Here is a 12,283-nt window from a genome sequence, read left to right on the forward strand (position 1 = left end):
CTCACTGCGGTCGGCCGACCCGGTCGAGGAGCGAGGCGAGCGTCTCGAGCTCGGCATCGTCGAGGGCGTCGAACGTCGGCAGCGCGTGCGCGACGAGCTCCTGCTCGAAGGCGTCGACCTGCTCCGTGGCCTGCGCGCTGAGGCGGATGACGCGGGACCGGGCGTCGTCGGGGTGCGGCGCCGATTCGACCAAGCCCTCCGCACGGAGGCCGTCGACGAGCTGCGTGACCGCGCCGGGGGTCAGGGCGAGCGCCGCGGCGAGGGCGCTCGGGGTCACCGGTGCGGGGCCGTGGGCGAGGTGGAACAGGGCCTCGAGCTGCGAGCCGGTGAGCACCCGCCCGTGGAAGGGGGTGCGCCGTCCGCTGCGGAGCGAACGACCGAGGGCGACCGTCCGCTCGATGACGCGGGCGACGTGCTCGCGGCGCGAGGTGTCGTCGGTCATGCGCTGACGAACGGCAGTTGGTGCACGTAGGTGCGGTCCTCGACCTGGCTCAGGATGAAGTCGGCGAGGTCGTCGCGGCTGATCTGCATGCCCGTGCCGACGCCGACCCAGCCGACGCGGTACGTCCCCGTGCCGGGGGTCTCGAGCAGTCGGGGGCCGCGGACGATGGTCCAGTCGAGGCCGCTGTCGCGGAGCACGCCGAGGTGGGCCTCGGCGTCGGCGAGGACGTCGCCGGCGAGGGTCTTGAGCAGCAGGCGCATGACCCGGTCGGCCGCCTTGGGGCGATCGTGCTGCTCGGCACGCAGGCCGCCGCCCGAGAGGGACACGATGCGGTTGACGCCGTGGCGCTGCATGGCCGCGACGATGTGGCGGGTGCCGTCGGCCTGCAGCGACGCCGGCGACCCCTTCACGTGGCCGAACAGGCTGAGCACGGCGTCGGAGCCGGCGACGGTCTCGTCGACCGCGGCGGCGTCGAGCACATCGCCGCGGATGACGGTGAGCCGATCGTGCTGCACCCCGAGGCGGGCGGGGTCGCGCACGAGGGCGCGGACGTCGAAGCCCTCGGCAAGGGCCCGATCCAGGACGCGGCGACCGGTCTTCCCGGTCGCGCCGAAGAGAGCGAGGGTGGTCATGCAGACAGTTTAGCCGCTAAAGCAACTGCCTGCGGCATCCGTTCGTCAGGCCTGCTCGAGTTCGGCGATGACGACCTTCTTCTGCTGCATCATCACCTGGACCTGCTCGGGCCGCCGGGTGAGCTCGTTCATGTTCGCGGGCAGGATCTGCCAGCTGACGCCGAACTGGTCCTTGCACCACCCGCACTGCTCGGCGTCGGGCACGTGCGAGAGGCGCGACCAGTAATAGTCGATCTCGGCCTGGTCGGCGCACGAGACGATGAACGAGATCGACTCGTTGAACGTGAAGAGCGGACCGCCGTCGAGGCAGGTGAACTCGACGCCGTTCAGGACGAACCGCCCGTTCACCACCTTGCCCGCCATGCCCCGGAAGTGCTCGTCGAGCGACTCGTCGGGATACTCGACGACCTCCACGATGCGCGAGTTCGGGAAGACGTCGACGTAGTAGTCCATCGCCGCGCGCGCCTGGTCCTCGAACCACAGGCACGGTTGGATCGGTGCGAGCTCGGCCATCGGGAACCCCCCTTGTTCGGAACGCTGCTCGGGGCCACGGTACGCCCGCCGCGTCCCATCCGCGCGGGCCTTCGCGAACGTGCGCGGCGTCGCTAGAGTCGAGGGGTGGGGGCGAAGCGAGGTTTGCTCGCGTCCGCGGCCGTGCTGGTCGCGGCTCTCGCGGGATGCGCCGGCGGGCCGCAGGCCGGGCAGACGCCCACGGCGGGCGCGAGACCGTCGCCGTCGGCGGATGCCTCGGGGCCGCTGTCCTGCGACGACCTCGTCTCCGGCGAACTCGTGGCCGCCGCCCTCGTCGGCGCGGACGGCGACCCGGTCGACCCGGTTCCCGCGGTGAACGGCACCGACGCGTTCACCGGCGTGCTGCTCGAGGGCGTGGGCGGATTCGCCTGCTCCTGGCGCGTCGGCTCCGGCATGCCCGAGTACCAGGCGCCGAGCGACTGGGCCTACCTGCGACTCGACGTGCTTCCGGATGCCGCGGGCGACTGGATGCCGCTGCAGCTCGGCGACGCGCCGTCACCCGACACTCGGGAGGTGGCGGGCGTGGAGGCCTCCGTCGCTGCGGGCGATGCGGGCTGGCTCCTGTCGGCGCCGGTGGGGGAGGACTGGGCGGTCGCGTCGATCACCGCCGCCGGCCTCGCGGGCACCGGCAGCCGGTTCGAGGGCATCGATGCCGAGCGGATGCTCGACCGACTCGCCGACGTCGCCGAGGCGGCGTTCGCGACGCTGGGCACCGCGCCGCCCGACCGGCTCGAGCGGCCCTCGGTCGAGCTGCGTGCGACGGATGCCGCGTGCACCGGCGCGCTCGACCGCGACGGCATCGTGGACGCGGCGCAGCTGCGGGTCGGCACGACCGTCGAGTACCTGATGACGGATGCCACGGCGGAGCCGCCCCGCGACTTCGCCGCCGCCGTGCACGCCGCCGCGCGCACGTTCGACTGCGAACTGCGGGTCGACGGCGGGACGGTGGTGACCGTGACCGCCGCACCCGGGTTCGGGCCGCTCATGGACGCCTTCCGCGCCCCCGACGCCGACGTCGCGTTCGACGGGCTCCCGCTCGACGGTGCGCCGTCCGGCGTCGAGGCCTCCGCTGTGGTCGAACGGCCCGCGGAGGACCCGGCGGCGGTCGCCGTCGTCGCCGTGGGCGATGCGCTGTACCAGGTGCGCGGCGAGCGCGTGGAGGAGGTCGCCCGCGCGATCGCCGCCCAGTCGCGATGACCGCGGCCTAGGCGGCGCGCACCGCCGCGAGGCTCTCCCGCACGATCGCGAGGCCGCGACGCAGCTCGTCCTCGGTGATCGTGAGCGCGGGAAGGAACTTCAGCACCTCGTCGTGCGCGCCCGACGTCTCGATGACGAGGCCGCGCTCGAACGCCGCCTTCGACACGCGGCCCGCGAGGGTGCGGTCGGCGTCGCAGGCGATGCCCATCATGAGGCCGCGCCCGCGGACGACGAAGTCGAGGTCGGGGTGCTCGTCGGCGATCCGCTCGAGCTCGGTGCGCAGTAGCTCGCCCTTGGCCGTGACCGCCTCGGCGAAGGCGGCATCCGCCCAGTACGTCTCGAGCGCGGCCCGGGCCGAGACGAACGCGAGGTTGTTGCCGCGGAAGGTGCCCGTGTGCTGGCCGGGCTTCCACACGTCGACGCCCGGACGGAGAAGCACGAGCGACATCGGCAGCCCTGAGCCCGAGATGGACTTCGAGACCGTCACGATGTCGGGCACGATGCCGGCGTGCTCGAACGCGAAGAAGCGGCCGGTGCGGCCGACGCCCGCCTGGATCTCGTCGAGGATCAGCAGGATGCCGCGGGCCTCGGTGATCGCACGGAGCCGCTGGAGCCATTCGACGCGGGCCACGTTGATGCCGCCCTCGCCCTGCACGGCCTCGACGATGACCGCCGCCGGGAGGTCGAGACCCGAACCCGGGTCGTCGAGCTGCTTCTCGAGCAGGTCGAGCGTGTCGACGTCGGCACCGAGGTAGCCGTCGTACGGCATGCGCGCGACGTCGTCGAGGCCGACGCCCGCCGCCGAGCGGTAGTGGCTGTTGCCGGTGACCGCGAGCGCGCCCATGCTCAGCCCGTGGAAGGCGTTCGTGAACGCGACTATGGTCGACCGGCCGGTCGCCTGGCGGGCGACCTTCAGCGCCGCCTCGACGGAGTTCGCGCCGGTCGGGCCGGTGAACTGCAGCTTGTGGTCGAGGCCCCGCGGCTCGAGGATGAAGCGCTCGAACGCCTCGATGAACGCCCGCTTGGCCGAGGTGGCCATGTCGAGGCCGTGGATGATGCCGTCGCGCTCGAGGTACTCGATGAGCGCCCGCGTGAACGCCGGGTTGTTGTGCCCGTAGTTCAGCACGCCCGCGCCCGCGAAGAAGTCGAGGTACTCGCGGCCGTCGGCGTCGACGAGGGTCGATCCGGTCGCGCGGTCGAACACGGTCGGGAACGCGCGCACGTACCCGCGCACCTCCGACTCGCGGCGGTCGAAGACGTCCAGGTCGGTGGCGCTGGTCGTGACGCTGCTCATGGCAGGCGGTCTCCTCTCGAGGAAGGTGGCGGTGCATCGACCCTACGGCCTCAGCCCGGGAGCGCAATGTGGGAGGGGGTCAGCGGGGGCGCAGCTCCGCTTGGGCCGCCACCACGGGAAGCAGTCGCGAAGCGACATCCGTCAGCGTGACGATGCCGAGCAGGGTGCCCGCGCGCTCCACGACCGCGAGTTGGACCCGCTGCTCGCGCAGGTCGCGGAGCAGCTCGTACACCGGGGTCGCCGCGTCGACCCGGTACGCCGGCCTCGCGAACGTGTCGGCCCGCGTGCCATCGGCCGCCTGCAGCGTGTCGCGGACGTGGACGAACCGCGTCACGCGACCGTCGGGGTCGCGGACGAGGATGCGCAGATGCCCCGAGGCCAGCGCGGCCGCGCGGACGTCGGCGACCGTGGCGTCCGCCCCGACCGCGGCGGGCTCGGCGTCCGGGTTCGCGATCTCCCCGACGGTGAGCTCCTGCAATCCGATGACCTCGGTGATCTGCGTGCGCAGCTCGGGCTCGAGGACGCCCGCCTGGGTCGAATGCTCGACGAGCTGTCGGATGGTGTCGGCGTCCCGACCGCCCACAGCGGCGCGATCGACCGGCTCGACGCCCGAGCGGGCGACGAGGCGGTTGGCGATGCGATTGACCCAGACGAGGAACGGGCGGAAGACCCAGATGAAGCCCCGCGACGGCAGGGCGATCGCCTTCGCGGCGAGCTCCGGATGGGCGATGGCCCACGACTTGGGCGCCATCTCGCCGATCACGAGGTGGAGGAAGGTCACGAACAGGAGCGACAGCGCGAACGCTGCGCTGCCGGCCAGCCAGTCGGGCACGCCCCACGAGGCGAACGCCGGGCCGAGCCATCCGTCGACCGCGGGTTTCGTGACCGCGCCGAGCGCGAACGTGCATGCCGTGATGCCGAGCTGCGCGCCGGCGAGCATGATGGTCAGCTCGTTCATGCCGCGCAGCGCCGCCCGCGCGGATCGGCTGCCCGAGGCCTCCTGTTCGAGGCGGTGGCGGCGTGCCCCCATGAGCGAGAACTCGATGACGACGAAGAACGCGCTGAGCGCGATGAGCGCGATCGTGATCGCGACGACGGCCCCGGCGCTCATCGCTCGCCCTCCTCTTCGACGACCCTCGCCTTGATGACGGAGGGCACGTGACGGTCGACCTCCGCGACCTCGATGAGGAGGTGGCGGCGCCCGGGCTCGTCCTCCGCGAGCTCGGCACCGGTCGTCGGCAGGTCGACGCGCACGGTCTCGCCGACCTCGGGAAGGCTGCCTTCCTGCGCGATGATGAGGCCCGCCATCGTCTCGTAGTCGCCGCGCGGCAGGTCGCGGTCGATGATGCGCTCGACCTCGTCGAGGTGCAGGTCGCCATCCATGACCCAGGCGCCGTCGGCGTCGAGTTCCGCGCCGACCCCGGCGGGGGTGTCGTGCTCGTCGTCGATCTCGCCGATGAGCTCCTCGGCGAGGTCCTCGATGGTCACGATGCCGCTGAAGCCGCCGTACTCGTCGATGACGCAGGCCAGTTCGTTGTGCGACTCGGTGAGTGCGGCGAGTGCGTCGGGAAGCGGCATGAGCGTCGGCAACACGAGCGGTTCGCGCATGACGGCCGTGACCGGGCGCGCGTCGTCCGGCTCGGCGGCGAGCACGTCGGCGAGATGCACGACGCCGACCGGCTCCTCGCCCTCGCCCAGCACGGGGTAGCGCGTGTGCCCGCTCGCCATGCGAGCGCGCATCTGTGCGATCGTCGTCTCAGGGCCGGCGACGTCGACCCGGACGCGGGGGATCATGGCGTGCTCGACATCGCGCTCGGGGAAGTCGAGGACGCGATCGAGGAGGATCGACAGCTCCGCGGGCAGGTCGCCGCTCGCGCGCGAGTCGTCGATGATGTGCTCGAGGTCGGCCGCGGTCGCGCTGATGTCGATGTCGTGGACGGGCTCGACCCGGATCAGCCGGAGCACTGCGTTCGAGGCGTGGTCGAACAGGGCGATGAGCCATCCGAACACCGCGAGGTAGGCCTGCGTGGATCGTGCGAGCGCGCGTGCGAGGGGTTCCGGGTTCGCGATGGCCAGGTTCTTCGGGTACAACTCGCCGAAGATCATCTGCACGACCGTGGCGAGCGCGAGAGCGAACACGGTGCCCACCGCGATGCCCGTCGTGGTCGGAACGCCGACCCCGCCGAGCAGCATGCCCAGCGACTCGCCGATGAACGGCTCGGCGACGTACCCGACGAGCAGGCCGGTGACCGTGATGCCGAGCTGCGCCCCCGACAGCATGAACGACGTGCGCTTCGTCACGGCGAGGGCCCGCGCGGCCTGAGCGTCGCCGGCTTCGGCTCGAGCGCGGAGTCGCGCTCGGTCCACCGACATGTACGCGAACTCCTGGGCGACGAAGTAGCCGTTCGCCGCGATGATCGCAGCGGTGAGCAGGAGTCCCAGCAGCAGGAGCAGCAGCGCGGTGATCATCGCGTCACCGCCGGAGACCCGTGCTCGGATCTATGGCTGGGATCGTCGGCCGGGGGTGTGTCAGCGGTCGCGGGTCCGCACGTCGCGGCGGGACCCTCGGTGGTGGTGGGCACGGTGTGCTCGTCGCCTCCAATGCGAATGTGTGCGGCCCAGCGTACGAGCGGACGCTTGAAGGCGGCTGTACGGACCGAGCGCTGATCGTCCGAGGGATGTCACGACGGGTGCGCGGCCGGTGTCTCCATGTCACGACGAACGAACGTTGGAGGAGACATGACCACCACGAGGATTCCCGCCACCGAGGTCACCGGGCTGTACGGCGCGTTGGTGAAGTTCGCGATGCGGCGGATGGTCGGCGATGTGCCCGACTCGATCGGGGTGCTCTGGCACAACCCGCGGGTGTTCACCGACCTGATGGGCATCGGTCGGAAGTCGGAGCGCTGGGACGCGCTCGACGAGCACCTCGCCGTGTTCGCCCGCATGGCCGCGGCGGCCGAGGTCGGCTGCAGCTTCTGCCTCGACTTCAACTACTTCATGGCGCACCACCGCGGGCTCGACGAGGAGAAGGTGCGCCAGGTGCCCGGATGGCGGGAGGCGTCGGTCTTCAGCCCGCTCGAGCGCCGCGTGATGGAGTACGCCGAGGCGATGTGCCAGAGCCCGCCGGCCGTGAGCGACGAGCTGTCCGACGCCCTGCTCGCCGACCTCGGTCCGGCGGCGCTGGTCGAGCTCGCGGCCAAGGTCGCGCTCATGAACGCGACGGCGCGCATGAACCTCGCGCTCGGCATCCGCTCGGACCACTACGCCGACGCGTGCGGCCTGCCGCCGCTCGCGGAGCGCGCGGCCGTGGCGGGGGCGGCGTAGGGTGACGCGCATGAGCGCCGACCCGTTCGTCACGCACCGGAACCTGCTGTTCACGGTCGCGTACGAGCTGCTCGGCTCGGCCGCCGACGCGGAGGACGTGCTGCAGGAGTCGTGGCTGCGCTGGTCGCGCGTCGATCGCGCGGAGGTGCGCGACCCGCGCGCCTACCTCGTGCGCATCGTCACCCGCCAGGCGCTGAACCACCTGCGCACGCTCTCGCGCCGCCGCGAGGACTACGTGGGGGAGTGGCTGCCCGAGCCGGTGCTGACGAGCCCGGATGTCGCCGACGACGTGGAACTCGCCGAGTCGCTGTCGATGGCGACCCTCACGGTGCTCGAGACCCTCGGCCCCGCCGAGCGGGCGGTGTTCGTGCTGCGCGAGGTGTTCGACGTGCCGTACGACGAGATCGCGGATGCCGTCGACAAGACGCCCGCGGCGGTGCGCCAGATCGCGCACCGGGCCAAGCAGCACGTCGCCGCCCGCCGGCCCCGCGTCGAGGTGGCGCGGGCGGAGCAGGAGCGCGTGCTCGAACGGTTCCTCGACGCGTTCAACACGGGCGACCTGCAGGGGCTCATGGACGTGCTCGCACCCGACGTGGTGTCGGTCGCCGACAGCGGCGGCAAGGTGCGCGGCGCGGCGCGGCGGCCGATCGTGGGCGCGGAGAAGCTCGTCGCCTACCTCGCGGGCTCCATCCGCAAGTACGCGGTGGCGTACCGGGCGGTGCCCGCGTGGGTGAACGGCGGACCGGGCGCGCTCGTCGAGGTCGACGGGCAGCTCGTCGGGGCGCTCAGCGTCACCATCGATGGCGGGCTCGTGACCCGCATCTACTCGGTCGCGAATCCCGACAAGCTGGCGCGGCTGGGCGCCGAGGCCGCGCTCGCGCGCTGACGGATGCCGCGCCGCCGCCGTCCGCGAGTTCATGCCGGGTGCACCGTTCGACGCTCGCAGCGGTTCGGCATGCATTCACCGGCTCGTCGCGCGGTGCGCGGCGCGGGATGCGGCCCGCTGCGGCGGGCGGCGACGGCGGGACGCGTCATCCGCTCATGGTCGCCGCGGTGGCAGCCCGCCGCTGCCCGCCGCCTCGATGAGGACCTCGAGGGCGTCGGCGACCTCCGCGGGGCGCTGCAGGTGGCCGAGGTGCGCGAGCTCCATGGTCTGCGTGGCCCAGCCGAGCGATTCGGCCAGCAGCCGCTCGTCGGCATAGGCGTCGCCGAAGGCGAGGTACGCCGCCCGGAGCCCGTCCGTCCATCCGGCAGGCACGTCCACGGCCGCGCCGAGGTACGACGCCGGCACGCGCGGCGTCGCCGCGTGCACCCGCTCGAACGTCGCCGCGTCCGGGAACAGGGCGCGGACGGTCTCCGGCGGCCACCACTCGGTCCAGCGGGGGAGGGTGTCGTCGACGACGAGCGGGCGGAGCAGCCGGCCGAGGTCCGGGCGCACGGCAGGCACGACCCCGCCGGTCGGAGCGGGGAGGACGGCATCCATGAACACGATCGAGGTCAGCGCACCGTCGGCCACGAGCGCCGGGACGTAGGTGCCCGCGTTCGAGTGGGCGACGCCGATGACGTCGCCGCGCTCGCCGATGGCGGCACGGTAGGCGGCCAGGACATCCTCGGCGGTCGCCGCCGGGCCGGCGTCGGCGACCCGCACGGTGCGCCCACGACGCTCGAGCACCTCGGCGAGCGGGTCGAACGCCGCGGCCGGGAGGAAGACGCTCCCGAGGAGCACGAGGTCCGGCATGCCGCGATGGTAGCGAAGGCGCGCGGATGCGACGAGGGGCCCGGGTCGCCCCGGGCCCCTCGTTCGGAACCGTGATGTGCCGAGGCAGCGCCTACTTCTGCACGAAGGCGAGCAGGGCGCGGGTGACCTCGTCGGCGTGAGTCCAGAGCAGGCCGTGCGGCGCGCCCTCGATCTCGACGTACTCGGCCGACGGCAGGCGCTTCGCGAACTCGCGCGCGGTGGCGTCGATCGGCAGGATGCGGTCGGCGGTGCCGTGCAGGATCAGCGACGGCACGTCGACCTTCTCGATGTCGCCGCGGAAGTCCGTGAGCCAGGACTGCACGACGGCCGACGAGGCGAACGAGCCGGCGGATGCCGCGGTGTTCCAGCTCGCGCGGACCGCGGCCTCGCCGATGCGGGTGCCGAGGTTCTCGTCGAGGTTGTAGAAGTCCTGGAAGAACTGGTCGAACCAGGCGTAGCGGTCGGACTTCGCGGACTGCTCGATGCCGGCGAACACGTCGGCGGGCACGCCCGTGGGGTTGTCGTCGGTCTGCAGCAGGAACGGCTCGAGCGAGGCGAGGAACGCGGCCTTGGCGACGCGGGCGGTGCCGTAGGTGCCGAGGTAGCGGCCGACCTCGCCGGTGCCCATCGAGAAGCCGACGAGGATCACGTCGTTCAGGTCGAGGGTGTCGAGCACGACCTTCAGGTCGGCGGCGAAGGTGTCGTAGTCGTAGCCGACGGTGGGCTTCGACGAGCGGCCGAAGCCGCGGCGGTCGTACGTGATGACGCGGTGGCCCGCGTCGAGCAGGGCGGCGGACTGCTTCTCCCACGACTCGCCGCTCAGCGGGTAGCCGTGGATGAGCAGCACGGGCTGCCCCGCGCCGTGGTCCTCGTAGTAGAGGTCGATGTTCGCCGAGTTCTCGGTTCCGACGGTGATGTACGGCATGGGGTGCTCCTTCATCGAAATGCCTAACCGTATGAAATGTTCTTGATGGTTAGTGCGTTGTCGACTGTAGCGCAGCCAACCGCGAAAGTATTCCAAGGGGGTTAGAATTCGATGACGATCCAGCAACACGGGGGTGACCAGATGACGACGGATGCGGCGCGCGCCCTCGCCGAGCACTCGCTGCTGCTCGACCTCGTCAACTCGCGCCTCCGCTACCCCGACCGGGTCGCCGACGAGCTGGGCGACGACGCTGCGGCATCCGCCTGGCTCATCGCGCACGGCGGCACGGGCGACCCCGCCGAGATCGCCGACGCGCGTGCGGTGCGCCCGCTGCTCGTCGACGTGCTGCGCGGCGAGCGCCCGGTCGAGGAGCTCGCGCCGTGGGTCGGCGCGGTGACCCGCCGCCCCGCCCTCGGTCCCGGCGGCCTCGAATGGCACGACGACCTCGACCCCGGCCGCCGCATCGGCGCGCGCGCGATGCTCGAATGGGCGAGCCTGCAGGGCCCAGAGGGGTCGCGCATCCGCCCGTGCGCGGCATCCGACTGCCAGCACTTCTTCATCGACACGAGCCGCGCGAACACGCGCCAGTGGCACTCGATGGAGACCTGCGGCAACCGCGCGAAGGCCCGTCGGCACTACGCGCGCACCCGCAGCGCGTGAGGGGCGCCGGCGCGTCGGCGAGAATGGAACCCGACGCGAAGGGGTTCGACATGGCTGACCACACGAGCGGTTCGACGACGGATGCCGCGGGGCCGGCGACACCCGCGACCGGCGCCGCGCGGCTCGCGCACGAGCCCGGCCACCACGCGATCGGCTGCCCCGAGTGCTTCGAGGAACTGCAGCGCAACCGCGACTGGTGGAAGGCCCGCCCCGAGGGGTCGCGGCTCGTCGGGCTCGTCGTTCCGCGCGACGACATGCCGCCCATCCTCGAGCAGCGCACCGACCTGACCCGGTTCGGCGTGCAGATCCTCGACTTCCGCTACCCGACGCCCGACGCACCCGAGTCGTGGGAGCAGCGACTCGCGCGCCTCTTCGAGACGCTCCGCGCGGGCGACGTCCTCGTCGTCGTCAACGAGCGCGCCCTCGGGCGCACGCCCGACGAGGTGGCCCGCACCATCCGCACGCTGCGACGACACGACCTCGTGGTGAAGGTGCTGAGCCATGGCGCGCCCCACCTCGAGGACGCGCGGGGCGAGGCCGCGGTCGGCTGAGCCGCGTCAGCGCAGCACGGTCTCCAGCCCCCGCGCGTCGAGGCGCGCGAGGTACTGGCGGGTCTCGTCGGCGTCGCGCGGCCGGTACACGCGCATCGCGTAGCGGAACCGTTCGCGCGGGCCGGTGCGGATGACGTTGCCCGTGGCCACGCACGTGTCGTCGCCGAAGTAGACGCTGACGGTCCCGTCGCCGTTGCGCATCATCTCGGTCCCGGCGATCGCGGTGTGGTCGCCGCCGGCGCGGCCGCGCTGGTCGTACTTGACGACCGAGTAGAACCCGTGCTCGGAATCGACCGGCGGCACGTCGAACGTCCAGATGTCGCATCCGCTGCTCGTGGCCACGCCCTCGTGGTACTGGCCGTGCTCGGGCGGCAGCCCGCCCCAGCCGAGGCGGGTGCCGAGCAGGTGCTGCTCGGCGTCCGTCGTCGCGGGGGTGCCGAACGCCCGGCTGAGGTCGGGCGCGGCGCCGGCCCTGCGCGCGAGCTTCGTGCCCACCGTGCGGCGGCTCGCGTCGTCGTAGTCGACGGGGAGGTACGCGTTCGCGGTGAGCGCCTCGACGCGCCGCAGGTCCTGCAGGCGGTGGGCACGGTCGCGCCCTCCGGCCAGCGAGGTGCGGCCGAGCACGTAGACGTGCGTGCCGCTCGACAGGTCGGCTCGCGTGAGGGTGAGCCGCTCGCCCGGGTAGACGACGCCGACGACGTAGTGCTGCTCGTCGATGACCTGGTCGACCTGGAACTCGTCGGACGGCTCGAGCGCGAACGTGGCCGCCTCGCTCACGTCGACGACCGCGTGCGAGTAGAGCACGTCGACGTTGGGGCGCACCGCGCCCGGGTGGGCCTCGTGCACCGGCACCCGGTCGTGGTGGAACGCGTTGACCGGCGCGCGGCCGAGCTGGGCGCGGAATCGGTGCGCGGTCTCGGCCTGCACGAAGTTCCTGGACGTGACCTTGTTCGACATCGGCGTCTTCCCCCTCGGTCCGCCGCCGG

The 12,283-nt window shown here is 72.4% G+C and carries 14 protein-coding genes; 5 read left to right on the plus strand and 9 right to left on the minus strand.

Features of this window, described 5'->3' with window-relative positions; genetic code table 11:
* Position 1: 1 nt before the first annotated feature.
* From AVP42_RS03710 to AVP42_RS03720, 3 genes are read right to left on the minus strand one after another with little or no spacing between them, the layout of a single operon-like run.
* Entirely contained in the window at positions 2-442 is a 441-nt protein-coding gene (locus AVP42_RS03710; RefSeq protein WP_067946215.1) for a MarR family winged helix-turn-helix transcriptional regulator, read from the minus strand.
* A complete protein-coding gene (locus tag AVP42_RS03715) occupies positions 439-1,074 on the minus strand; it encodes an NAD(P)-dependent oxidoreductase (protein ID WP_067946217.1) in 636 nt (211 codons plus the stop codon). Before AVP42_RS03715 ends, AVP42_RS03710 begins: the two co-directional genes overlap by 4 nt.
* 45 nt (positions 1,075-1,119) lie before the next feature.
* Positions 1,120-1,587: a VOC family protein gene (locus tag AVP42_RS03720; RefSeq protein ID WP_067946219.1), complete on the minus strand. Its 468-nt coding sequence runs from the start codon at positions 1,585-1,587 to the stop codon at positions 1,120-1,122.
* 105 nt (positions 1,588-1,692) lie between these two features.
* Between AVP42_RS03720 and AVP42_RS03725 the strand changes: the two genes are divergently transcribed.
* Complete coding sequence (locus AVP42_RS03725; protein WP_157356700.1) at positions 1,693-2,802, plus strand: hypothetical protein; 1,110 nt, start codon at positions 1,693-1,695, stop codon at positions 2,800-2,802.
* A gap of 7 nt (positions 2,803-2,809) precedes the next feature.
* Here the strand turns inward: AVP42_RS03725 and ectB are convergent, their stop codons facing one another.
* The 3 genes from ectB to AVP42_RS03740 form a co-directional block, all read right to left on the minus strand.
* Positions 2,810-4,096, minus strand: a complete 1,287-nt coding sequence (gene ectB / locus AVP42_RS03730) for a diaminobutyrate--2-oxoglutarate transaminase (RefSeq protein ID WP_067946223.1) — start codon at positions 4,094-4,096, stop codon at positions 2,810-2,812.
* Between the two features lie 79 nt (positions 4,097-4,175).
* Entirely contained in the window at positions 4,176-5,207 is a 1,032-nt protein-coding gene (locus tag AVP42_RS03735; RefSeq protein ID WP_067946225.1) for a hemolysin family protein, read from the minus strand.
* Positions 5,204-6,565: a hemolysin family protein gene (locus AVP42_RS03740; protein ID WP_067946227.1), complete on the minus strand. Its 1,362-nt coding sequence runs from the start codon at positions 6,563-6,565 to the stop codon at positions 5,204-5,206. Before AVP42_RS03740 ends, AVP42_RS03735 begins: the two co-directional genes overlap by 4 nt.
* Positions 6,566-6,835: 270 nt before the next feature.
* On the opposite strand from AVP42_RS03740, the gene AVP42_RS03745 reads away from it, so the two are divergent.
* Complete coding sequence (locus AVP42_RS03745) at positions 6,836-7,423, plus strand: carboxymuconolactone decarboxylase family protein (protein WP_067946229.1); 588 nt, start codon at positions 6,836-6,838, stop codon at positions 7,421-7,423.
* Positions 7,424-7,433: 10 nt separating this feature from the next.
* A complete protein-coding gene (locus AVP42_RS03750; RefSeq protein WP_067946231.1) occupies positions 7,434-8,309 on the plus strand; it encodes an RNA polymerase sigma-70 factor in 876 nt (291 codons plus the stop codon).
* 153 nt (positions 8,310-8,462) lie between these two features.
* Here AVP42_RS03750 and AVP42_RS03755 read toward each other — a convergent pair whose 3' ends face one another.
* Both AVP42_RS03755 and AVP42_RS03760 read right to left on the minus strand, forming a co-directional pair.
* Complete coding sequence (locus AVP42_RS03755) at positions 8,463-9,161, minus strand: alpha/beta fold hydrolase (RefSeq protein ID WP_067946233.1); 699 nt, start codon at positions 9,159-9,161, stop codon at positions 8,463-8,465.
* Between the two features lie 91 nt (positions 9,162-9,252).
* Complete coding sequence (locus tag AVP42_RS03760; protein ID WP_067946504.1) at positions 9,253-10,086, minus strand: alpha/beta fold hydrolase; 834 nt, start codon at positions 10,084-10,086, stop codon at positions 9,253-9,255.
* Positions 10,087-10,197: 111 nt separating this feature from the next.
* Here AVP42_RS03760 and AVP42_RS03765 point away from each other — a divergent pair, with 111 nt between their 5' ends.
* Both AVP42_RS03765 and AVP42_RS03770 read left to right on the plus strand, forming a co-directional pair.
* A complete protein-coding gene (locus AVP42_RS03765; RefSeq protein ID WP_082846960.1) occupies positions 10,198-10,746 on the plus strand; it encodes a CGNR zinc finger domain-containing protein in 549 nt (182 codons plus the stop codon).
* 50 nt (positions 10,747-10,796) lie between these two features.
* Positions 10,797-11,297 (plus strand): hypothetical protein, encoded by a 501-nt coding sequence (locus AVP42_RS03770; RefSeq protein WP_067946506.1) that lies wholly within the window; start codon positions 10,797-10,799, stop codon positions 11,295-11,297.
* A gap of 6 nt (positions 11,298-11,303) precedes the next feature.
* Here AVP42_RS03770 and AVP42_RS03775 read toward each other — a convergent pair whose 3' ends face one another.
* On the minus strand, positions 11,304-12,254 hold the full coding sequence (locus AVP42_RS03775) for a DUF1214 domain-containing protein (protein ID WP_157356701.1): 951 nt from the start codon (positions 12,252-12,254) through the stop codon (positions 11,304-11,306).
* Between the last annotated feature and the right edge of the window lie 29 nt (positions 12,255-12,283).

This window comes from Agromyces sp. NDB4Y10 (assembly GCF_001620055.1).
GTDB classification, from domain to species: domain Bacteria; phylum Actinomycetota; class Actinomycetes; order Actinomycetales; family Microbacteriaceae; genus Agromyces; species Agromyces indicus.